Genomic DNA, 22,172 nt, shown 5'->3' on the forward strand with positions numbered 1-22,172 from the left:
CTGCAGACGTTAGGTATCCTTGGCAGTTTTCTTGAGACTGTCTAGCGTGGAAGGAGAAGAATCCTCAGGGCAAGGCTGAGTAACTTCCTGAGGTCACTTTGCTAAGAGCAAGTGGGAGAAAGCTCTCCTCAAATTTTCTAGGAGTTGGCCTATGAGTGTGGTTGTTCGGCGCTCCGCTGCCGCACGGCGGCTCTGGAGCTGGGAAAGTTTTTGCCAATGGATCACTAGCACCGAAAATCGGCTTTACATCGGCTGGTTTGGCGTATTGATGATCCCGACGTTGTTGGCGGCGGTCTTCTGTTTTGTTATCGCTTTTATTGCCGCTCCGCCGGTGGATGTGGACGGGATCCGCGAGCCGGTGATCGGCTCTTTGTTGGGGGGCAATAACCTCATTTCTGCGGCGGTGGTGCCCACCTCAGCCGCCATTGCCCTGCACTTTTACCCCATCTGGGAAGCTGCCTCTTTGGAGGAGTGGCTCTACAACGGCGGCCCCTACCAGCTCATCGTGCTCCACTTTTTAATCGGCATCTGGTGCTATTTGGGCCGGCAGTGGGAGCTGAGCTACCGGCTGGGCATGCGCCCCTGGATTGCGGTGGCTTTCTCCGCCCCAGCGGCGGCTGCGACGGCGGTGCTCTTGGTCTATCCCATCGGCCAGGGCAGCTTTTCGGAGGGGCTGCCGCTGGGCATTGCCGGCACCTTCCACTTCATGCTGGCCTTCCAGGCGGAACACAACATCCTCATGCACCCGCTGCACCAACTGGCAGTGGCGGGGGTGTTCGGCGGCGCCCTACTGGCTTCTCTCCACGGCTCCCTGGTAACCTCTAGCCTGATCCGGGAGACTTCAGAAGAGGAGTCAGTCAATGCCGGCTACCGCTTTGGCCAGCAGGAGGTCACCTACAACTTCCTGGCCGGCCACTACGCCTTCTTGGGGCGGCTGGGGATCCCCAGCCTTGGCTGGCGCAACAGCCGCTCTGTCCACTTCTGGATGGCGGCCCTGCCTACCTTAGGGATCTGGGCGGCGGCAATCGGCATCGGCCTCATGGCCTTTAACCTCAATGGCTTTAACTTTAACCAGTCCCTCCTGGACAGCCAAGGCCGGTTCATCCCTACCTACGCCGATCTCCTCAACCGCGCCAACTTGGGGATCCAGGCCATGCACGCCCCCAACGCCCACCACTTTCCTCTCTTGCTAGCGGCCAAGGTGGACTAGGGTCGATCCAGCCCGAAGGCACGGTGGGCGGCCTGGAGGGCACGCACCCCCTGCTCCCGCCGCACCACGCAGCTCACCTTAATCTCTGAGGTGCCGATCATCTCAATGTTGATCCCGGCGTCGGCCAGAGCCTTGAACAAACGGGCAGCCACGCCGGGATATGTTTCCATCCCGGCACCGACGATGCTGACTTTGGCAATGTCGTGGTCGGTCTCGACCTCCGCCGCCTGCAGCTCCTCGGCCACCTGCCGGCACACGGCCTCAGCCGCCCTGGCCTGATCCTGAGGCACCGTAAAGGCGATGTCGGTGCTGGGGATCCCGTTGTGGTAGCCCCGCTGGCTTTGGATGATGGTGTCGACGATGATACCGGCAGCGGCCAGGCGTCCAAACAGATGGGCAGCCGTCCCCGGGCGATCCGGCACCTTGCGCAGGCCCAGCCGCGACTGCTTCAAATCCAGGGCAACGCCGCGCACCGGGTGGTCGCTTGGGCGGGGATCCCCGCAAGGGGCTGCCTTGACCCGATGCAAATGGGGGATCACCTGGAACGCTTCCCCCAGCGCCAGGGCGGCCTCCCCGGCCCGCTCGTCAGCCACCACACAGCTCACCTTGATCTCCGACATGGAGATCATTTGGAGATTGATCCCAGCTTCTGCCAGCACCTGGAACATCTGGGCGGCAATGCCCGGGCGGCCCATCATCCCCACCCCGGCAATGCTGACTTTGGCCACCGCCTCATCGACGATGACTTCCCTACACCCCAGCTCCTGGCCCACCTGCCGCGCCACGGCTGCCGCCTGGGCCGCCTGCGCCCGGCTGACGGTAAAAGCAATGTCGTTGATAGGGGATCCCTCGGCTGCACTGAGGTGGAGCGACTGCAGGATTAAATCGACATTGATCCCGGCTGCCGCAATTTCCTGGAACAGTTGCGCGGCAATGCCCGGGCGATCCGGCACTCCCACCAGCACCAACTTGGCCTGATCCCGATCCAGCTCCACCGTATCCACTGCCTGGCCCAGCTCAATGCTGCTGTCGGCGGGGCGAGGACGGGGAGGGGGAGCAAGAATGAGGGTGCCCTCGGATCCCGCCTGCAACGGTTCTAGGCTGGAGCGCACCCGCAGCTTGACGCCGTAGTTGCGGGCAATCTCCACCGAGCGGGGGTGCAGTACCTGCGCCCCTAGGCTGGCTAGCTCCAGCATCTCGTCGGCGGTAATCTCCGGCAACAGCCTGGCCTCGGGTACCTTGCGCGGGTCGGTGGTAAAGATCCCCGGCACATCGGTGTAGATCTCACACAGCTCGGCTCCCAGGGCCACTGCCAAGGCCACCGCTGTGGTGTCCGATCCCCCCCGCCCCAGGGTGGTGATCTCCAGCTCCGCCGGGCTGGTGATGCCCTGAAACCCGGCCACCACCACCACCTCTCCCCGCTCTAGGTGTTGCCAGAGGCGGTCGGTGTGGATGTGCAAAATGCGGGCCCGCCCGTGATCCCGGGTGGTGACGATGCCCACCTGGGCCGCTGTCAAGGAGAGGGCAGGGTAGCCCAAGCGCTGCAGCGCCAACGCCAGCAGGGCAATGCTTACCTGCTCGCCCGTGGAAAGGAGCATGTCCCACTCCCGCCACTGGGCCGGTGTGGTCGGGGATCCCTGCAAGATCTGCTCCCCCAGCTCCACGAGGCGGTCGGTTTCGTCCCCCATGGCCGAGACCACCACCACCACCCGCTGCCCCCGATCCACCGTGTGAGCCACCCGCTGGGCCACGGCTTGGATGCGCTCGATGGAGCCGACGGAGGTGCCGCCGTACTTCTGGACAATTAAACCCGCTTGCATAGCCAGGGCTGAGCTGGTTGACGTGGTTTGGATCCTATCCCGAACTAGGCCAAGGCCAGCCAGCTTTGCAAAAAGGGCGGCACCGGCAGCAGGATCAGCACCAGCAGCGTCAGCATCCCCAGCCCCAGCAGATCCCGCCCCTCGTCCAGCTCCGTGACGTCGTTGAGGGCCGGCTCGTCGGCGCTGGAGATGACAAACAGCAGCAGCGCCCACAAGAGTAGCCAGGGCTGCACCGTCAAAGCCAACAGCAGCACCAGCCAGCGAGCTACCCGGCCCACATTGGCTCCCATCTGCTGCCCGTACACCGCGTGGACAATGTGCCCCCCATCCAGTTGGCCCACCGGCACCAGGTTAAACGCGATCACCACCAGGCCCAGCCAGCCGGCAAAGGCCAGCGGGTGCAGATCGATCACCTGCCCCGGCTGCAACTGATCCCCCAGCACCATACGCGCCAAGATCGCCAGCAGCACCGAGAGGCGTGGGTCGATGCGATGGAAGCTAATTGGGGTGGGCTGCCCCTCCGGCACCGCCGGCGGATCCCCAGGCGCCGAAAAGGACAGCCCCAGCAGCAACATCGCCAAAGCAACCAGGCTGCCCGCCAGCGGCCCGGCAACGGCGATGTCAAACAGTACCTTGCGGTTGGGCACCGGCTCTTTCAGCTCGATGAAAGCCCCGAAGGTTCCCAACACAAAAGGCACCGGGATGAAATAGGGCAGCGAGGTTTTGATGCCGTGGCGGCGGGCCACCCAGTAGCGGATCCCTTCATGGGATCCCAGAATGGCCAGGATCCCAACTGCGTAGGGCAACCCCTTCAGCAGAGACGGGAGATGCAGCAGCCGGTCAGGGCCGACCCCAGCCGCCTGGGCCCCGGCAGTGAGAGTCGTCCAAAAGGTAAACAGCAGCAGCCCCAGCGCCAGCAGAGGCCACTCCTGCTGACGGGTTAGGGAGCGCCGTGCCGCCGGGTTGGGCACCAAGGCAAAAAAAGGCTTGCCGGCAAACCCCTCCTGCAGCACCACCAAGAAGCGTTTGCCAAAAGTGTTTTCTACATTGCGCTGCACCCGCTCATAGGCTTCCGTGGGATCCGCCCGCAAATTGCCGCGGCAGATGATGGCCTGGGGACGGTACTCCACGCTTTGCAAATAAAAAACATTCCAGGGGAAGCAGTGGTTGAGCTTTTCTCGCGGCACCTCCGAGATGGGGGTGTGGACAAGAGCCGCCGAGGCCAGATCTGCAGCACTGTCCTCCTTTTCTTCCTCTGCTTCAAGCAAAGACTCGCGATCCGATCCCGCAACCGGCGAGGTGTTTTCCGCCCCCGGTTGAGAGCCTGCCGTTGGAGGTCGGAGGCGCCCCCGGCGTACCAAAGTCATGCTGGTAAAATAGGAAGCCAGAAACAGCCCCAACATGAGCAGGGGGGGCATTTCGTACTGAAACACCTGACGCCCCAGCACCCAGATCAAAGGGGGCATCATCATCACCAGCCACAGGATCCGCCAGGGCACCTTGGAGAGGCGGGCCACACTTTTTTGCAGCAGCAGGTAGGTTGCAGAACCCACCAGTGCCAACAGGATCCAATCTGCCATGAGTTGCAAAAAACAGAGGAGAACACCTCTACCAAGCTAGCGGCAAACCCAATCTCCCTGCTATGGCCAGCAGGGGGGATCCCTCAAGAGCCAAACTTTTGCTTGGCCTGCTCGTAAACTGCCACTGTGATCTTCTGGATCCCGGCTTCGCGGGCAAACTGTTCAATCTTCTTACGGGCAGCCGGACGCACAAAGAAGGGGATTTCTTTAAGGCGCGCCTCTGCTTCTGGCGTCCACTCTATCGCTTCGTCCATCCCCCCTGCCCTCAACGCAACATCCACGCCGGCAGGAGAGTGTGCCCTGTCATGCCTCGCAGGGTGAAATAGACAAACAGCAGCAACAGCAGGGATCCCAGCACAACCAGGGCTGCCGAGGTCGGACTTTTGCGGTACAGGTTAACAAAAGGCTGTAAGCCAGCCCAGATCCCCCCCAGCAAGACGGTAATGAAGTAGGTAGGGTAGCGGGAGACATTCTCCACAAATTGATCTTCCAGTCGACGAGGAGGCTGCGGCTGTGGCATGGGCAGATCGCAATCCAACAACTTCCCCTCAGTTTGCCACAGAGACCGGTTTCTGTCCCCCCGGCTGAAGAGGGATAGGAACCAGGGGGAAGCCGCCCAGGCTCAGAACCGCGAGAACCTGATATGGTAGGCGTTATCCTGCCTGCTTAGCTCAGCCCAGCCACCCACTCTCTGGCCTGATGCGAGAATTGCCCCCCGATGCCCTCAATCGCGCCGGTGACCTGCTTGGGGAACAGACCCTGGCGCTGATGCGCGTCCAGGAGGCTTTGGATCAACTGGAGGCAGCCATTCTCAGCAGTCCTCGTCTGTTCTGGTCTCGCACCCTTATCGACGAAGAGAAGATCCTGGAGCAGTTGGACTTCATCCGCCTCAACCTGCCCACAGCCTTGGAGGAAGCCGAGGAGGTGCTGCGCCAGCGGGATCAGATTTTGGCCGAGGCCCATCGTTACGCCCAGGAGATCGTGGCCGTGGCCCAGCGCCGCGCCGAGCAGCTCGTCAGCGAATCGACCATCCTACGCCAGGCTCAAGCGCAGGCAGAACAGTTGCTGCGACAAACCTACCAACAGAGCGAGGAGGTGCGGCGACAGACGCTGCAGGAGTCGGAGCGCCTACAACGGGAGGCCCATCATTACGTGGATCAGGTTTTGCAAGACCTAGAGCTGCGGCTGTTGGAGTCTCTGCGGGTGATCCGCAACGGGCGACAAAACCTTCAGACCTAAATTTGTGCTCGACCAGAGAGTGTTCATCGGTTCAGTTTTAGGCCAATATAAAAGGTAGCATCCGGGCTTCTTTACCCTGCGGATCTGTGGTAACCAAACTAACCTCCGCCAGGAAAGACGAAGACAAGTCTCGGATGGGCGGCCAGGAACTCGACGCGCTGTAGATTGCTGCTGCAGGCAAGGAACCTCGAGCTTTTGTGGCAAGCTGGCGCAGTTCTCCCTTCGCTTAACTGAGAGCGTGTGTTCCTCTTCTCAGCGATTGCCCCAACATTGGACTCATCGAGCTACCTTCCGCGGCGGGCTCTGTCCTCAGCCTGCGAGTTCCGGCTTTTACCCCTTTTGGGGAACCACTCAGTCGTCTAGGAGATTCTATGACCATTGAACCGAAAGCCCGTAAGAACCGCGAAAATGCCAACTCCCGTTCCCGCAGCCGTCGCCGTGAATCGGCCAAAGGGATCAAAGGGGCCAATCCAGCCGCCAGCCTCTCCCTGCCGAAGTTGATCCAAGAGAATGCTGTGCTCCAATCTCGCAGCCAGTTGTTGCTGATGTACAGCGACTTCCAAACCGAAATGCCCAACGACGGCAAAACCGGCGTTGGCACCTGGCTGCAGAACCGCCTCAAGGAGTACGGCATGCCCAGCCTGCTGCGTTTTGGCCCGCGCTCCTGCCCCCAGGTTTTCCGCCGCGATGAATTTTCTGAGTGGATGACGCTAGCCCTCAATGCCGTCAGCCCCAAAGACGAGAGCGCCAGCTAGGAGAGGTAGACTCTCGTCGGGGCAGACCTGAACTACGCTGAAGAGACTGCGCCATTGGGTTCAGCCGGGAAAGTTCCTTCTGCCTGCTTCTCTCAACATAAGGATGTCGTTGGGATTTTCCCGGCTTGCTCTTCTTAGTTAGTGGCCGACACTCGCGGGGCAACCCAAAGCTTTTTCCCGGAGGCTGGTCTTGTTGCCCCGCAGAGCAGAAAGGTTCTGGTCTGTTCAGCGCAAGGGGAAGGTCAGGCAGCAGCAGGTTTTGCAGCTTTCATCGGCCCAGGGCTCCCGTTGTGCCCGTTTACGGGCTTTTTCTCATCCTCCGACAACAATAGGTCGCGGATAAGCCGGGCTGCCGAGCGTTGCAACCAGCGGGAGGCCAATTGCCGGCCCAGTTGCTGGGCTTCCGGCTTGGTGGCTATCTTGGCGACGATGGGCAGAAGCTGCAGCGGCTGAAAGGTCGGGTTGCGGCTGAGGAGTTCCCACAGACGTTGCAAATGAGCCAAGCCGTCTGAGGTGCCGTTCCCCGAGCTGGAGAACAGCACATCCACCAGCCGCTCCCGCAAGAAAGCCCCCCGCTCGGAAAAGATAAAATCGACGGCCTTTTCCAGGGATCCCTGCAGGTCAAAGTCTTCGCTGTTGGCGGCGTTGCGCAGCAGGTTCTCCAGGCGGTTCCAGCGGAATTGCCCCTGGTTAAACAGCAGCTCCCGCAGGGCGGCGCGTAGCTCTGGAGCCGGGTCGGTGAGCAGCCGCTGGGCCACATAGGGATAGGCCACGCTCAACACCTTGAAATTGGGATCCAAACTGATGGCGATCCCCTCCAGGGTGAGCAAAGAGCGGATGATCAGGGCGTAGTAGGCAGGCACGCGGAAGGGAAAATCGTACATCACCCCCGAGAGCTTATCCGTGATGCTTTTGAAGTTCAGCTCGGCCACGGAGCTGCCCAGGGCCTCGGCAAAGACAGCTTCCAAAGCGGGAATGATGGGGGTGAGATCCGTATCGGGATCCAGGAACTCCAGATCCACGTAGTCCTGCGCCAAGGCAACAAAATCCCGGTTCACCAAGTGGACGATGGCCTTGATCAGGCCGTAGCGCTGGTGGGGCTGGATGGTGCTCATCATGCCAAAGTCGATGTAGGCCAGCCGCCCGTCGTGCATGGCCAAGAGGTTGCCCGGATGGGGGTCAGCATGGAAAAAGCCATGCTCCAAAAGCTGCTTAAGGGAGCAGTTAACCCCAATCTCGATCAGGTGCCGTCCATCTAGCCCTGCAGCGGCAATTTTGTCGAGTTGGGTCAGCTTGATGCCGTCGATCCACTCCATCGTCAGCACCTTGGTGCGGGTGTACTGCCAATAGATTTTCGGGGCGTAGATGGAGGGGTGGCGGTACAGCTCCAGGAAGCGCTCAGCGTTGTGGCCCTCTTGGGTGTAGTCCATCTCCTCGTAAAGCCGCCCGGCAAACTCATCCACAATGCCCACCAAGTCGCTGCGGATGCGGCGGAAGGTGCGCTTGGCCCAGGCGGCCAGGCTGCGGATGATGTACATGTCCAGGGAGATGCGCCCGATCAAATCGGGCCGCTGCACCTTGACGGCGACTTTCTCCCCTGTGTGCAGATAGGCCTGGTAAACCTGCCCCAGGCTGGCAGCGGCAACCGGTTCCGGGCCGATCTCGCGAAAGATCTGCTCTACCGATTGGCCGATCTCCGACTGGATAAGGGCAAAGGCGGTGGCATTGTCGAAGGGGGGCAGCTCATCCTGAAGCTTGGCCAGTTCTTCTAAAAAAAGAGGCGAGACCAGGTCAGGACGGGTGGAGAGAGCCTGGCCAATTTTGATAGCTGTCGGCCCCAATTCCGTGAGGATCTCCCGCAGCCGCGCCGCGTGCTTGGGCCGATTTTTCAGCTCCACCCCTCGCCAGCGATCCCAAAACACCCAGGCCAACAGACCCAAAAAGGGGGTGATCAACTGGAATAGACGCCCCAGCACCAGATCCCAGCGCCCCCGGTATTGCTCGGCCAATTGCTCCGGATCGTAGCGCAGGGCTGGCTGCGACAGGGTAACCTCAGCCCCCGCCGCTGCCGAAGCCGGTCGAGGCTGGGTTGCCACTGGTTTGGTTACTGCTGCTGTTGACGGTATTGCGCCCATAGAAGTCCCGACGGATCTCGTAACACATCTTAACTTGCTAGCTCGGGTGCGGTAAAAATGGTCTTCTCGACAAACCTGCGGGCGAACTCAGGCGAAAAGTAACACCCAACCGCTCAAGGGAAGTCGCGTAGAAAAAAGCTTTGGGCCTGAGGCAGACCCCTTACGACTGCTTTCCTTGAGGACTTGCAACCCCTGGGGGGCGTCTTTGAGGCAGTCTTCCTCTCCTGGTTCACTTGCAAGCCCAAGACTGTGAGTGGGCCAGCCTCAAAAGGGTCTTTACGGCGCTCTTTGATAAGGATTAGGATAAGGGTGCAAACTGATACAAATTGGTGCGATCCTGGGCAAGGGATCCACCACTATGCATGACAGCTTCCTCCCCCACAGTTTTATTGGTTGACGGCTACAACATCATCGGAGCTTGGCCCACCCTAAAGAAGTTGGCACGTCGCTCCCTGCTGGACTTGGCGCGTCTGCGCTTGGTGGAATCTTTGGCCAGCTACGTGGCTTTCCGCGGCTACCGGGCGACTGTGGTGTACGACGCCTATACCCAGCCCACTCCTGCCCGACAGGAGCGTTCTCCCTCCGGCATCGAGATTTTCTACACTGCTTACGGGGAAACTGCCGACGCCTGCATCGAACGGCTCTGTGCTCAGTTGCAGGCAAAGGCTTATCGGGTACGGGTGGCCACCTCAGATCGCGTCCAGCAGTGGGTGATCGGCGGCTACAACGCAGAATGGCTCTCGGCAGAACAACTGTGGGCAGAAGTGCAGCAGGCTCAAGAGCAGATCCGGCGCATCCAGCCCAAGCGGCTGCCGAGCAGGCGGGGCATTGATTTCTATTTGAACCCGGAGACCTTCTCTCGCCTCAACCGCTGGCGACTCTCCGGTCGGGATCCCGTACATTAACTGGCGAGGTGCTCCGAGGCAAACCTGATACCGGAGCAGGGTCTTTCTCACCCTGGCTGATATGGGTTGCCAAAGCCCTTCTCAGGGTAGGCAAAGGCGGGATCTGGCTTCAGAGATCCAGATCTGCTTTAATGTAGCGAATGTAGTGACGCCCCTGTTCTCTCCTTGGGGGGCTCATTTCAGGGATCCGACTATGGCGGATGGCGAATACAGGCCGGGGCTAGAAGGCGTTCCGGCCACGCGCTCTAACATTAGTTTTGTCGATGGCCAGGCAGGGATCCTGGAGTATCGGGGCATTCCCATCGAGGAACTGACGGCCCAGAGCACCTTTCTGGAGACGGCCTATCTGCTGATCTTCGGCAAGCTGCCGACGCAAGCCGAGCTGGACAACTTCGATCAGGCCGTCCGCAGCCATCGGCGGGTGAAATACCGCATCCGCGACATGATCAAGTCGTTTCCCGAGTCGGGCCACCCCATGGATGCCCTGCAAACCTGTGTTGCCAGTCTGGGGATGTTCTATCCGGTGCGAGAGGCGGATCCCGACTACGTGTTCGGCACGGTTACCCGTCTGCTCGCCAAGCTGCCGACGATGGTGGCGATGTTTCACCAGATGCGCCAGGGCAACGATCCCATCCCCCCCGACGACAGCCTGGATCATGCCGCCAATTTCCTCTACATGCTCTCCGGCAAGAAGCCGGATCCCTGGCTGGCCCGCATCTTCGATACCTGCCTGATCTTGCACGCCGAACACACAGTCAATGCCTCTACTTTTGCCCTGCTGGTGAGCGCCTCTACCCTGGCCAGCCCCTATAGCAGCCTGGCCACGGCGGTGGGTACCCTTTCGGGGCTGTTGCACGGCGGGGCCAACCAACAGGTGATGAGGCTGTTGCGACAAATCGGCTCGGTGGAAAATGTGCGCTCGTTTATCGAAGAGAAGCTGGCCAAAAAAGAGCGCATCATGGGCATGGGCCATCGCGTTTACAAGGTGAAGGATCCGCGGGCCACCATCCTGCAGCGGCTGGCAGAGGAGCTGTTCGAGCGCTACGGCCACGACAAGTACTACGACATTGCCCTGGAGGTGGAGCGGGTGTGTGAGGAGTTGCTGGGGCCGAAGGGGATCTACCCGAATGTGGACTTCTACTCAGGGTTGGTCTACGCCAAGCTGGGGATCCCAGAAGATTTGTTTACACCGGTGTTTGCCATTGCCCGAGCGGCGGGTTGGCTGGCCCATTGGCGGGAGCAGTTGTCCGATAATCGGCTTTTCCGACCCACCCAGGTGTACACAGGCGAACGCCAGCAACGCTACATCCCTATAGAAGAGCGGGGTTGAGAGCCGTTTGACAGGGCGCTGGGCCGGGATCCCAACTCAATAGAGCCCAAATTGGTGTGAGGTGGTGCGTTGAGCCTTTTGGATTCTCCTCTCTGGCGCGATGGGTTCACCCTCTTTTTGAGCATCGTGGTGCAGGCCATGCCCTTTTTGCTCTTGGGGGTGTTCCTTTCGGGGCTGATGGCGGTGTTTGTAGAGGGATCCCAGTTGGCCCGCTTCCTGCCCAAAGGCAAAATCGGCAGCGCGGTGGCTGGCGGTGCTTTGGGGTTCTTTTTTCCGGTGTGCGAGTGCGGCAACCTGCCGGTGGCCCGGCAACTGGTGATCAAGGGGATCCCACCCCATGTGGCGGTGGCTTTTTTGTTGGCAGCGCCGGTGTTTAACCCGGTGGTGATCTTTTCCACGTGGATTGCCTTTCGCAACATGCCGGAGCTGGTGGCCTACCGGGTTCTTTTTTCTTTTGGCATTGCGGTGGCCATCGGCTTGCTCTTCAGCGTGCAAAAAGATCTGGAGCCTTTGTTGCAACCGGCGGTTTGGCGAGAGCTGCAGCGCAACCGCTGCCAAGAGGCAGCTCTGAAAAGCACCTCCCGCTCGCCGTTGTTGCAGGGGGGCACCTTCTGGATTGGCTCGCGAGGCCCTGCTCCCTCTGGCGGATCCCTGGCCACTCTGCAGAGGGCTGAAGAGGTGTATCGGGCGGCGCTGGCCGCTGCCCCTGCTCTCTCTTGGCGGCAAAAGGGATTGCTGCTGCTGCAAACCTGGGCTAGAGAGATTCGCGAGCTGGGATCCGTGCTCATCCTGGGCTCGGCAGTAGCGGCCTTCGTGCAGACGGTGATCCCGCGTTCGTTTGTGCTGGATTATGGCCAAGATGCGCTGGTCTCGATCCTGATCATGATGGCGCTGGCCGGGATCATCTCCATTTGCTCGACGGTGGATGCCTTTTTTGCCCTCTCCTTTGCCGCCACCTTCACGCCGGGATCCCTGTTGGCCTTTATGGTGTTTGGGCCGATGGTGGACCTGAAGGCCATTGGCTTGATGCTGACTTTGTTCAGGCCCCGCGCCATTTTCTACTTGGTGCTCCTGACTTTTCAGTTCACTTTAGTAGGGGCTTTGGCCATCAATTACTACTGTAGTTAAAATCTTGGATAGGTAGTCCCCGCAGCGAACGATAGCTTAACTGCAGGGTCAGCGGCGATTAGGCTGAGATATTCAGAGTGCCAGGATCTCTGAGATTGAGAAGTTGGGCAGGAGGGCATTGTCCCGGCTGGAGCTGAAACGACTACATACAGGCGGCAGGATAGAACCGTGAGCAACCTATACTTTGCAGATTTTAACTTGTGGATTGCCCAAACAACCCAGCTCTTGCGGGAGGGACGTTGGCAAGAAATTGATCTAATCCATTTAATTGAAGAGGTTGAGGATTTGGGTAAGAGCGAACGGCGAGGGATGACCAGCCAATTAACTCGCCTTCTCCTGCATTTGCTCAAGTGGCAATATCAACCTCAGCGCCGCTCAGATAGCTGGTTGGATTCCATCACAGATGCGCGAACCCAAATTGAATTGGCCCTCGAAGATAGCCCCAGCTTAAGAGGATATCTGGCCGAGCAACTGGAAAAGAGCTATCAACGGGCACGCCGCCATGCAGCTCAGCAAACCGGTATGGATATCTCGGCCTTTCCGGAGACTTGTCCCTATGCTTTGGAGCTGGCCTTGGCAGAAGATTGGCTGCCAAGCCCCTCTCCTTTTGGAAGAGGAAACTCAGAGATCGCCTAAGGATAGAGACCTCTCGGCACTGTCAAGCAGAAGCCCGCCCTTGCCAACTGCGCATCTTGCCGGGGTTAAGCAACCCGTAGGGATCCACTTCTTCCTTGAATCGGATCTGGCGCGGATCCATCACCTTGCGACCCCCCTCTTCGATGATGTAGGTGTGAGGGTTGGCGATGAAGACTCCCTGCGCCTCGTGATAGCGCATGATCTCGTTGAGGCGTTCTTCAGTGGTAAAGCGCACAATTTGCAGGCCGACCGGGGCAACCTGGCCGCGTATGCGAATCCATTCCAGGTGCATCAGCACTTCGTCGCCAAAGTGCTCGTACAGGTGCTGCACCAACTTCAGCTCCCGGTCGGGCGGAAAAATCGATTGTAGATAGGTCAAATTGGGATCCACGCTGCGGCAGTGCAGGGTGGTGTGGTTCCAGGAAAATTCCCCCAGCGAGATCCCCTTGGCCGCCTCCTGCGCCGTTTTGTTGTAGACCACCTGGCCGCCATGTTCCCGAATTAGCTCCAGCAACGGCTCCAGGCTGGGCTCGGCCACCATCACCAGGGCCACGGCGGATCCCTGGGGCAAGTAGTCCTGCAGGGGGACGAAGTAACGAGGGATCGGCCAGGCGTGCAGGCTGATGAGTTTCTTGAGGATCCCATCTGCCTCGGCCAGGGCCTGCCCAAAGTGGGCGCAGGGCATAAACCCCACCTCAGGGGGAAAGGCCACCACCAGCTCTGCCCATGGGTAGGCCGGCGCCAGCGGGATCTCTACTTCTGTGATGATCCCGTTGAGGCCCCAGGCATGGCTGACTTTAAACACGTCGTCTCCCCGCAGCTCCAGGGCCCGCGGCTCCTCTTCGACTGTGATCACCCGCAGCCCCAAGATGTTGCCCCGATCCAGCAATTGGCCGTAGGTCACAGAGCCAATGCCGCCGCTGCCCCCGGCAATGAACCCCCCAATAGTGGCCGTACGGTAGGTGGAAGGGGCCATACGGATCTCCCAGCCCAGCTCGCGGGTGTGTTTGTCGATGGCCATCAACTTGGCCCCCGCCTGCACCCGCGCCAAGCCCGGCTTTGCCCAAAGCACCTGGTTGAGCTTGCCCATGTCCAGGATTACACCCCCGGCCAGCGGGATACATTGGCCGTAATTACCGGTACCGGCACCGCGCACCGTAACCGGGATCCGCAGCCTGGCACAGGCCGCTGCCACCCGCATCACCTCGGCCTCATCGGCGGGGCGCACCACCAAATCTCCCCGCTTGTCGCTCAGTTGTCGGCTCAGCACGGGGCTGTAGTGGTAAAAATCCAACGACAACTTGGCCACCTGAGCCGGATCAGTGATGATCTCAATACCCTCTAAGTCAGAACGCAAAGCCTGCAGCTTGTCAGGAGCGGCAACGATCATAGGTATCCGTATTTGGGTGCAACGGTTCTTCAGACTCCATCATCGGCAGAAATTGCCTGCAAAAGGGTTTGCCGAGAACAGTATGGGAAGGATCCCTGTCCGGCCAGGTCGATTAGCCGAAGCGGCCCTCCACATAATCTCTTGTGGCTTGCTTGGTGGGGCTGTTGAAGATGACTTCAGTTCTGTCAAATTCAATCAGCTCGCCCACACGGTTGGATCCCACCAGCTCCACACTGAAGAAAGCCGTCATATCCGAGACGCGGCTGGCCTGCTGCATGTTGTGGGTGACGATGATGATGGTATATTCCTCCTCCAGCTCCTTCATCAGCTCTTCGATACGGCGGGTGGAAATGGGATCCAGTGCCGAACAGGGCTCATCCATCAAAATCACATCCGGCTGTACCGCCAGAGCGCGGGCAATACACAAGCGCTGCTGCTGCCCTCCCGACAGCGACTGACCATTTTCTTTCAACTTGTCTTTGACTTCATCCCAGAGGGCAGCCCGTTTCAGCGAGGTTTCCACCACCTCGTCCAAGTCTACCTTCATCCCCAGCACCCGCGGGCCGTAGGCCACGTTGTCGTAAATGCTTTTGGGGAAGGGATTGGGCTTTTGGAAGACCATGCCGATACGCCGCCGCACCGCCACCGGATCGACCTCTTTGGCGTAGAGATCCTTGCCGTGGTAGGTGAGCTTGCCCTCTACACGAGCACCGGGGATCAAATCGTTGGTGCGGTTAAAACAGCGCAGAATCGTGCTTTTGCCACAGCCGGAAGGGCCGATAAACGCAGTAATCTGTCGGGCTGGGATGTCCAGAGTAACATTTTTTACCGCCAGATTGGAGCCATAGTAGACATTCAGGTTCTCGGTCCTGAAAACGTAAGAGGTCTGGTTAAGAGATTGAGTTTGCATGGCAGCACTCACAAAAAGAGCTAGAGTTCGACGAAGAGTTCGATTCAAGACTTTGTTGAGAATCCTCAGGCTATTTCCTGGTCTTGTACACCAAAAAGCGAGCGGTCAAGCTGGCCGCCAAAACAATGGCTAACAAAACCAAAGCGCCCGCCCAAGCCAGCTGCTGCTGCACCCTGTAGGGAATGATGGAGAAAAAGTAGACCATCACCGGCAAGGTAGCCACCGGGCCAAAGAGATCAGTAGACCAGAAATTGTTGTTGAAGGCGGTAAAGAGCAGAGGTGCAGCCTCGCCTGCCGCTCGGGCCAAAGCCAGGATTAGCCCGGTTACGATGGCCGGTGCCGCTGCCGGCAAAACAACGCGCATTGTGGTCTGAAAGCGATTTGAGCCCAGGCCAAGGGAAGCCAAGCGCATGTCGGGCGAAACCAGCAGCAACGCCTCCTCGGTGGAGCGGAGGACAATCGGCAGCATCAGCACGCCAAAAGCCACCCCTCCCGAGAAAGCCGAAAAGCCGGATCCCCTCACCACCACAGCATAGGCAAACAGGCCGCAGAGAATGGCCGGTACCCCCGTGAGCACATTGCAGGAAAACTTAACCAGATAAGCCAAGCGGGTGCCGCGACCGAATTCAGACAAGTACACTGCCGCCAAGATGCCGAAGGGAAAGCTCAAAGCCGCCCCCGTAGCCAGCACCATTAAACTGCCGACAATTGCGTGACCAAAGCCCCCTTCCGCCAGGCCAGGGGCAGGGTAGCGGGTCTGGGTGAGGACATCCCAATTTATCCGCTGGATGCCTTCCTTGCCCACATCCCACAGCACCCAAGATAGGGAAGCTATGATCACCGCCACAAAGAGGCCACTCAGCAGGGTTAGGACAATGCCTGTGTAATTGCGGACAGGGGCAATGGCGGCACGAGTAATGTCGATGTCAACCTTCTCAGGGGCAAGCTGTGCTGAGTCGGACATGATAACAGTGCTCCTTCATCTTCTTTCTGCTTCCCAAGTTACTGCTCCAAGTTTTGAAACTTGCGGATGATGATCTCGGCAACGATGTTGACCAATAACGTCAGCACCATCAGCACCACGCCGGCATACATGAGAGCCGAAACCTGCAAGCGTCCTGCCTCCCCAAACTGAGAAGCAATCAAGGCGGTAATGGTGGATCCCGGCTGCATTAGGGAGATATTGATGCGGTTGGCGTTGCCAGAAAGCATGGCCGCTACCATGGTCTCTCCCAAAGCCCGTCCCAGCGCCAGCATGATCGAGCTGACGATACCCGACAGGCCGGCAGGGATCATCACCGTTAAGATGGTCTCCCAGCGGGTTGCCCCCAGAGCCAAAGCCCCCTCTTTTAGGCTGCGTGGCAGAGATTCAAGGGTACTGCGGGTAATGGAGATGATGATGGGAGAGATCATGATCCCCAGCACCATAGCCACTATCAACAAGCTGGGCCCCCGCGGAGCCGGGCCACCCAAGAAAGGGATCCAACCCAGCGTCTGGTTAATGGCTCGAAAGATGGGCCGCACTGCTGGAATCAGCACAAAGATCCCCCACAGCCCCAGCACCACACTGGGAGTGGCCACGATCAGCTCAATGGCAAAGCTAATCGGCTCCGTTACCCACTTGGGGGCAAAACCTTCCGTCAGGAAGATGGCAGTGCCAATGCCCAGAGGGATGGCAAAAATCAAAGCCACCAGAGAGGTTACCAAACTGCCATAAATCTGTGGTAGCACCCCGTAGATGTTTTCCACCGGGTTCCAGCGGGCAGTAACCAGGAAGCCCAAGCCAAACTGCTGAATCGCCGGCAGAGCCGCTTCGGTGGTTTGAAGAATCACCCAGATGAGGATAATGCCGGCAAACCCTGCCAAGGCCAGCGTCAGGCGGACAAAGCCCACATCAACAGCCCGAGACAGGCTCGCCTTTTTCTCAATGTCAACATCGATATCCGGGTTTGGTGGTGAACCATAACCCGTAGCCGCTGAAGTCATAGCCTCTCTCCCATGATCATCTTCGGTTCAAAATCTTTCCTAAAAATCCCACCGTGCAAGGTAACCCCAGCAGCCGACCGAGAAAGCCTCACCTGCCTCCTCAGCCGGCCACCAGCTCCACTCTAGTGGAGTTCAGGCTGCAACCCAGTCATCGCACCGCCTTGGGGTTAACGGTGATGGCATCCAGCTCTGCAAAGATCCGCTGGATAGCCGCCTCAGGCATAGGGATGTAGTCCAGCTCCTTGGTGATGGCTTGACCCTCTGGCCCCTGGGTCCACTTCAGAGTCTCCACCAGCTTGGTCAGCTTCTGCTGATCGGGATACTCGCGGTACATCATCACCCAGAACAAGCCCACGATTGGGTAGTCATTTGGCCCTTCCGGGTCGGGCACCAACAGCGCAAAGTCATCAGGAATGGGAGCATCCAGCGCCGAGGTAGCTGCCTCAGTCGAGAACTCAACAATGTTGCCCGCTTTGTTTTCCAAGCGAGCAGTGGCCATCTTTTCCAGCTTGGCATAGGACTGGTTCACGTAGCCAATTGCCCCTGGCTCCTGCTTGATGGTGGCGGCTACGCCCTCATTCCCTTGGGCTCCAATGCCAACAGGCCACTCGACAGAAGTACCAGCACCGGCTGTCCAATTAGGGCAGACAGTTCTGATGTGGTTGGTGAACACAAAGGTAGTCCCAGAACCATCAGAGCGGTGTACCCAGGTGATGTCCAGGGGTGGCAGCTTGTTTGCTATACCTGGGTTCTCGGCCTTGATGCGAATGTCGTCCCAGCGAGTGATCTCGCCGGTCACGATGCCGCAGTAGGTTTTCCGCTTCAGGATGAGCTCTCCGTCTTCAATGCCGGGCAGGTTATAGGCAAACTCGATGGCCCCTCCCGCCAGAGGCAACTGTAGGGGATCATAGCCGTATTTAGCTCGGAAGCTTTCCAGGCGAGCACCGGAGAAAGGCGCCTCGGAAGCGCCGAAGTCCACAGTGCCATTGATCACCTGCTCTAGGCCAGCACCACTACCGACAGACTGATAGCTGACTTGCACAGTGGGGTCTACGGTGCGGTTGTAGGCGTCAAACCAACGTTGCAGCAAAGGAGCCGCAAAGGTCGCGCCCGCCCCGGAGATTTGCACGGTTTGGGCTTGAGCCGAGGTCGCTGTTAGAAATCCTACTGTTAGAGCGGTGAGGGAGAAAGCAGAAAGCAGGGTTCGCATAGGTAATATCTGTGGCAAATCAACATCTTCAACTCTATAACCTCAAAGTTAACGGAAGGATATCTAAAGGTTAACTTTGGGTTAAGTCAAGAGAAAAATCGATATTTTTGAGTGTGCTGGCTCGTTTCCAAACCTCGATTTTCCATCTGGTGGTTTTGGCCAGTTTGGATTTCAGCAAAATCAGGATCCTGGAGCCCAGGATCCGCAAAAAGGCTTATGCTGCTGAACTTCTATCTCGTTTGACAACTCATTTGACAACCAATCCAACAAACATAACTTGAATAAGAGCTGAGCTGGGACGGCTGCAAAAAAACTGGATCCAGATCCAAGATGTGTAAAATTTGATACAAAGATGTTGCTCCCCTCTCGGCAAGCTTGGACATGATTTCAGCAGGGCGGTAAAAGCTCTGGCCAGAGCTTCTTCCGACTTTTGACAGAGAGAATTAGCTAGGAGATGGACTTCAACACTCCAGACGTGAGGCAGCTCTACATGTTCCCCGAGCAGAGAAAGATCTGGGCTCTAAGCTGGGATCCGCCCGCCCCCCATGAGGTACAGCAGGGCCATGCGCACCGCCACGCCGTGGGTGACCTGCTGCTCAATCAGGTTCAAGCCGGGATCCTCCATCACCTCGGAGCTGAGTTCCACACCGCGATTGACCGGGCCGGGGTGCAGAAGCTTGACATCCGGGTGACACAGGCGCAGTCGTTGCCGCGTGAGGCCGAAAAGGTGGTGGTATTCCTGCAGGCTGGGGAGAAGGAACTCGCCCATGCGCTCCTGCTGCAGGCGCAAGGTGATGACAAAACGCGACCCTTCGAGGGCAGGCTCCAGCTGCCAATGGACAGGGAGCGTATGGCCGGGCACAAACTGGGCAAAATCTTTGGGCAACAGGGTGGGAGGGCCGGCTAAGTGAACCTCAGCTCCGGCAGTCACCAAGGCATAGATATCGGAGCGGGCCACCCGCGAGTGGAGAATATCGCCGACAATGGCAATTTTGATCCCTTGCAGCAACTCCAGACGGGGACGCCGGGGATCCAGATGGCTGCAGAGGGTAAACAAATCCAGCAAACCTTGGGTGGGATGTTCGTGCAGTCCATCCCCGGCATTGAGAACGCCCACAGGGGATCCACGGCGGTCGATCTCGGCAGCTAATTGTTGGGGCACTCCTGCCTGGGCATGGCGAACGATTAAGAGATCGGATCCCATGGCCAGAAAGGTGCGGGCCGTATCCAAGAGCGTCTCCCCCTTGCCCAAGGAAGAAGTGCCAGGGGAAAAGTTAAGCACATCGGCCGAAAGGCGCTTGGCCGCCAGCTCAAAACTGGAACGAGTGCGGGTGGAAGGCTCGAAGAACAGCGTCACCACCACCTTCCCCTGCAAGGTGGGCACCTTGGGCAACCGCCGCGTCAACACCTCCTGGAAACTGGCGCTGGTCTGCAAAACCATCTGGTATTCTTCGGGAGTAAAATCCGCCAAGCCCAAGACGTGCTGTCGCTGCCAAACCATAGGGGATCCCTCAAATGCGCAAGCGGGCAAAGATCTCGTCCAAATGGGTTAGGTGGCGCTGGGGATCAAAGCAGTCCTGCAGTTCTGCCTCGCTCAGGTGGGCCATCACTCGGGGATCCGCCAGCAGATTGGCGCGAAAGTCTCCCTGCGGCTGGTTCCAGGCGCGGTGAGCATTTTCCTGCACCAGGCGGTAGGCTTCCTCGCGGCTAAGGCCCTTCTCCACCAAAGCCAGCAGCACCTGCTGGCTGAAGATGACGCCGCCGTAGATGTTGAGGTTGCGCTCCATGTTGCCGGTGTGAACCTGCAGGTGGCGCACCAGGTCGGCCATGTTCACCAGCAGGTAGTGGCAGAGAATGGAGGCATCGGGCAGGATAACCCGCTCCACCGAGCTGTGGGAGATGTCCCGCTCATGCCAAAGGGGAATGTTTTCTAGGGCCGAGACGGCATACCCGCGCAGGAGACGGGCCAGCCCCGTCAGTTGTTCCGCCTTGATGGGGTTGCGCTTGTGGGGCATAGCAGAGGATCCCTTTTGGCCGGGGGCAAAGTACTCCTCAGCCTCCAGTACCTCTGTTCGCTGCAGGTGGCGGATTTCAGTAGCAAAGCGCTCTAGGGAAGAGCCAATCAAAGCCAAGGTTTGCACATACTCGGCGTGGCGATCCCGCGAGATCACCTGGGTTGAGACCGTATCCGGCTTGAGCCCCAAGCGGGCGCAGGCCAACTGCTCCACCTGGGGAGGCACGTTGGCGTAGGTGCCCACTGCCCCCGAGATCTTGCCCACTGCCACCACCTCTTGCAGGCGTTCCAGCCGCTCCTGATGGCGCAGGCACTCGGCCAGCCACCCTGCCAGCTTAAAGCCAAAGGTAATCGGCTCGGCGTGAACACCGTGGGTGCGGCCGATCATGAGGGTGTAGCGGTGCTGCCGAGCTTGGTCGCGGATAGCAGCGATGAGGTCGGCCAGGCGGGCTTGCAAGATCTCCACCGAGGCCACAAGCTGCAGGGCCAGGGCCGTATCCAACACATCCGAGCTGGTCAGGCCCAGGTGGATGTAGCGCCCTGCCTCGCCCACGTGCTCGTTGAGGTTGGTTAGGAAGGCAATAACATCGTGCTTCACTTCCGCCTCAATTTCCAAAACCCGCGCCGGGTCAAAGGCGGCTTTGGCTCTGATCTCCTGCAGGGCTTCTTGCGGGATCCGCCCCAGCTCCGCTTGCGCTTCACAGACAGCCAGCTCCACCTGCAGCCAGGTCTGGAGCTTGTGGGCAGTGGACCAAATCTGGCCCATTTCGGGCAGAGTGTAGCGCTCGATCAAGGTGCCTTTTCCGTCGGTACAGTAGGATGAGCTAGGCTATTTTAGCCTTTGGCGTCCCCCCTCGAGGAAAAGCCGCTGGGGGATCCCTGCGGGCTTGGCTTGCGGTGTCGAAGGAGCAGCAAGGAGTTTGCAGATGACCGTCGGAGCTGTGCCAACTCAGGGAAAAAGAGCTTGGACAGCCGAAGAATTCATGGCGTTGTCCAGGGAGGGACATCGCTACGAGATTGTTGATGGGAAGCCAATTGATATGGGAAGCGCGGGGGCACTCCATGGTTATGTCTGCAGCCTCCTATTGGCAGCTTTGACCCCCTACGTTTTGTCCAACAAGCTGGGGATCGTTTTAGATTCCAGCACTGCTTTTAAGATGAAGAGTGGAAATTGGCGCTCCCCTGACATCTCTTTTTTTGCTAAAGAACGCTTGCAGGGCATGGCTGAACTGCCCACAGGATTTTTGGAAGGCGCTCCAGATCTGGCTGTTGAAGTGCTTTCCCCCCGCAATACGGTTGAAGAAATTCATGACAAGCTGGTGGAGTACTTTGAAAATGGCAGCCGCCTGGTTTGGCTGGTTCACCCCAGCGAGCACTACGTCCTGGTGTATCGCAGCTCTCAAGAGCCTGACCGCCTCCTGAAATCGGTTGATCTTCTAGAAGGTGAAGAGGTTATTCCAGGATTTGCCCTGCCGGTGGCTCATCTATTCCAGAAGCTTTCCTTGTAACATCCCCCCGCCCTCACTCTAGCCAATAGAGCATGACTCTAGTCAATGATACGCTGGACTATACTGAAAATAATGTACAGTACAGCCTTTTAATTTAAAATAGGGTACAGGTATTCAAGAGGAAGGAGAGAAAGGAATGCCGACTCATTCTTTGGATTTGCGGCAAAGAGTTGTAGCAGCCTATCAGGCAGGTAACACCTCCATCCGCCAGGTAGCTAAACGCTTCATGGTGACCAAAAGAACAGTACACCGCTGGGTGCGACAGTACCAACAAACTCAAGATTTAGCCCCTAAGAAAGCAGGCACCAAGCGAGTGGGCATTTTGGAACAACATCGGCAGGAAGTGATGGCAATTATTACAGAACACCCAGACTTCTACCTGTGGCAGTATCAAGAACTGTTGCGCGAGCGCTTAG

The 22,172-nt window shown here is 58.7% G+C and carries 21 protein-coding genes; 9 read left to right on the forward strand and 12 right to left on the reverse strand.

The features are described 5' to 3' along the window. Positions 1–151: 151 nt before the first annotated feature. The gene (gene psbA / locus SYN65AY6A5_RS02815; protein WP_099813131.1) at positions 152–1,210 is read left to right on the forward strand and encodes a photosystem II q(b) protein; all 1,059 of its coding nucleotides are present in this window, start codon (positions 152–154) and stop codon (positions 1,208–1,210) included. On the opposite strand, the gene SYN65AY6A5_RS02820 is transcribed toward psbA, so the two are convergent. The 4 genes from SYN65AY6A5_RS02820 to SYN65AY6A5_RS02835 form a co-directional block, all read right to left on the reverse strand. Further along, positions 1,207–3,030, reverse strand: coding sequence for an aspartate kinase (locus SYN65AY6A5_RS02820; protein ID WP_099883866.1), 1,824 nt, complete (start codon positions 3,028–3,030; stop codon positions 1,207–1,209). The two genes, psbA and SYN65AY6A5_RS02820, sit on opposite strands and share 4 nt — an antisense overlap. Before the next feature lie 44 nt (positions 3,031–3,074). Then, positions 3,075–4,610: a site-2 protease family protein gene (locus tag SYN65AY6A5_RS02825; protein WP_099883868.1), complete on the reverse strand. Its 1,536-nt coding sequence runs from the start codon at positions 4,608–4,610 to the stop codon at positions 3,075–3,077. A gap of 83 nt (positions 4,611–4,693) precedes the next feature. Beyond that, positions 4,694–4,864, reverse strand: a complete 171-nt coding sequence (locus SYN65AY6A5_RS02830; protein WP_011430576.1) for a PCP reductase family protein — start codon at positions 4,862–4,864, stop codon at positions 4,694–4,696. 11 nt (positions 4,865–4,875) lie between these two features. After that, entirely contained in the window at positions 4,876–5,130 is a 255-nt protein-coding gene (locus SYN65AY6A5_RS02835) for a DUF751 family protein (RefSeq protein ID WP_041439081.1), read from the reverse strand. Between the two features lie 179 nt (positions 5,131–5,309). Between SYN65AY6A5_RS02835 and SYN65AY6A5_RS02840 the strand changes: the two genes are divergently transcribed. Together SYN65AY6A5_RS02840 and SYN65AY6A5_RS02845 are read left to right on the forward strand one after the other, a co-directional pair. After that, the gene (locus SYN65AY6A5_RS02840) at positions 5,310–5,849 is read left to right on the forward strand and encodes an ATP synthase F0 subunit B (protein ID WP_228375231.1); all 540 of its coding nucleotides are present in this window, start codon (positions 5,310–5,312) and stop codon (positions 5,847–5,849) included. A gap of 371 nt (positions 5,850–6,220) precedes the next feature. Then, positions 6,221–6,604 carry a hypothetical protein gene (locus SYN65AY6A5_RS02845; protein ID WP_011430573.1) on the forward strand — a complete coding sequence of 128 codons (384 nt, stop codon included), beginning with the start codon at positions 6,221–6,223 and terminating at the stop codon, positions 6,602–6,604. 242 nt (positions 6,605–6,846) lie between these two features. Here the strand turns inward: SYN65AY6A5_RS02845 and SYN65AY6A5_RS02850 are convergent, their stop codons facing one another. Further along, on the reverse strand, positions 6,847–8,700 hold the full coding sequence (locus SYN65AY6A5_RS02850; RefSeq protein ID WP_099883870.1) for an AarF/ABC1/UbiB kinase family protein: 1,854 nt from the start codon (positions 8,698–8,700) through the stop codon (positions 6,847–6,849). 401 nt (positions 8,701–9,101) lie between these two features. Here SYN65AY6A5_RS02850 and SYN65AY6A5_RS02855 point away from each other — a divergent pair, with 401 nt between their 5' ends. The 4 genes from SYN65AY6A5_RS02855 to SYN65AY6A5_RS02870 all read left to right on the forward strand — a co-directional run bounded on the left by SYN65AY6A5_RS02855 (position 9,102) and on the right by SYN65AY6A5_RS02870 (position 12,738). Further along, on the forward strand, positions 9,102–9,644 hold the full coding sequence (locus tag SYN65AY6A5_RS02855; RefSeq protein WP_011430571.1) for an NYN domain-containing protein: 543 nt from the start codon (positions 9,102–9,104) through the stop codon (positions 9,642–9,644). 193 nt (positions 9,645–9,837) lie between these two features. After that, positions 9,838–10,974, forward strand: a complete 1,137-nt coding sequence (locus SYN65AY6A5_RS02860) for a citrate synthase (protein WP_099834862.1) — start codon at positions 9,838–9,840, stop codon at positions 10,972–10,974. 78 nt (positions 10,975–11,052) lie between these two features. Further along, positions 11,053–12,102, forward strand: a complete 1,050-nt coding sequence (locus SYN65AY6A5_RS02865) for a permease (protein ID WP_099813382.1) — start codon at positions 11,053–11,055, stop codon at positions 12,100–12,102. A 168-nt stretch (positions 12,103–12,270) separates the two neighbouring features. Then, positions 12,271–12,738, forward strand: a complete 468-nt coding sequence (locus SYN65AY6A5_RS02870) for a DUF29 domain-containing protein (protein ID WP_099813135.1) — start codon at positions 12,271–12,273, stop codon at positions 12,736–12,738. A 22-nt stretch (positions 12,739–12,760) separates the two neighbouring features. On the opposite strand, the gene SYN65AY6A5_RS02875 is transcribed toward SYN65AY6A5_RS02870, so the two are convergent. From SYN65AY6A5_RS02875 to purB, 7 genes are all read right to left on the reverse strand, one after another. Beyond that, positions 12,761–14,128: an FAD-binding oxidoreductase gene (locus tag SYN65AY6A5_RS02875; RefSeq protein WP_099813136.1), complete on the reverse strand. Its 1,368-nt coding sequence runs from the start codon at positions 14,126–14,128 to the stop codon at positions 12,761–12,763. Positions 14,129–14,240: 112 nt separating this feature from the next. Then, a complete protein-coding gene (pstB, locus tag SYN65AY6A5_RS02880; protein ID WP_099883872.1) occupies positions 14,241–15,038 on the reverse strand; it encodes a phosphate ABC transporter ATP-binding protein PstB in 798 nt (265 codons plus the stop codon). A 70-nt stretch (positions 15,039–15,108) separates the two neighbouring features. Next, the gene (gene pstA, locus SYN65AY6A5_RS02885) at positions 15,109–16,002 is read right to left on the reverse strand and encodes a phosphate ABC transporter permease PstA (protein ID WP_099883874.1); all 894 of its coding nucleotides are present in this window, start codon (positions 16,000–16,002) and stop codon (positions 15,109–15,111) included. 38 nt (positions 16,003–16,040) lie between these two features. Next, a complete protein-coding gene (pstC, locus tag SYN65AY6A5_RS02890; RefSeq protein WP_099883876.1) occupies positions 16,041–17,024 on the reverse strand; it encodes a phosphate ABC transporter permease subunit PstC in 984 nt (327 codons plus the stop codon). 148 nt (positions 17,025–17,172) lie between these two features. Then, positions 17,173–18,234, reverse strand: coding sequence for a phosphate ABC transporter substrate-binding protein PstS (pstS, locus tag SYN65AY6A5_RS02895; protein WP_099883878.1), 1,062 nt, complete (start codon positions 18,232–18,234; stop codon positions 17,173–17,175). Between the two features lie 520 nt (positions 18,235–18,754). Next, complete coding sequence (locus SYN65AY6A5_RS02900; RefSeq protein WP_099883880.1) at positions 18,755–19,735, reverse strand: aspartate carbamoyltransferase catalytic subunit; 981 nt, start codon at positions 19,733–19,735, stop codon at positions 18,755–18,757. Between the two features lie 10 nt (positions 19,736–19,745). Continuing rightward, positions 19,746–21,041: an adenylosuccinate lyase gene (purB, locus tag SYN65AY6A5_RS02905; protein WP_099883882.1), complete on the reverse strand. Its 1,296-nt coding sequence runs from the start codon at positions 21,039–21,041 to the stop codon at positions 19,746–19,748. 133 nt (positions 21,042–21,174) lie between these two features. Between purB and SYN65AY6A5_RS02910 the strand changes: the two genes are divergently transcribed. Both SYN65AY6A5_RS02910 and SYN65AY6A5_RS02915 read left to right on the forward strand, forming a co-directional pair. Then, positions 21,175–21,756, forward strand: coding sequence for a Uma2 family endonuclease (locus SYN65AY6A5_RS02910; protein WP_011430559.1), 582 nt, complete (start codon positions 21,175–21,177; stop codon positions 21,754–21,756). Positions 21,757–21,892: 136 nt separating this feature from the next. Next, positions 21,893–22,172, forward strand: a 280-nt coding sequence (locus SYN65AY6A5_RS02915) for a helix-turn-helix domain-containing protein (protein WP_143597129.1), incomplete at its 3' end; no start/stop codon positions are given.

The organism is Synechococcus sp. 65AY6A5, from assembly GCF_002760415.1.
Classification (GTDB): Bacteria; Cyanobacteriota; Cyanobacteriia; order Thermostichales; family Thermostichaceae; genus Thermostichus.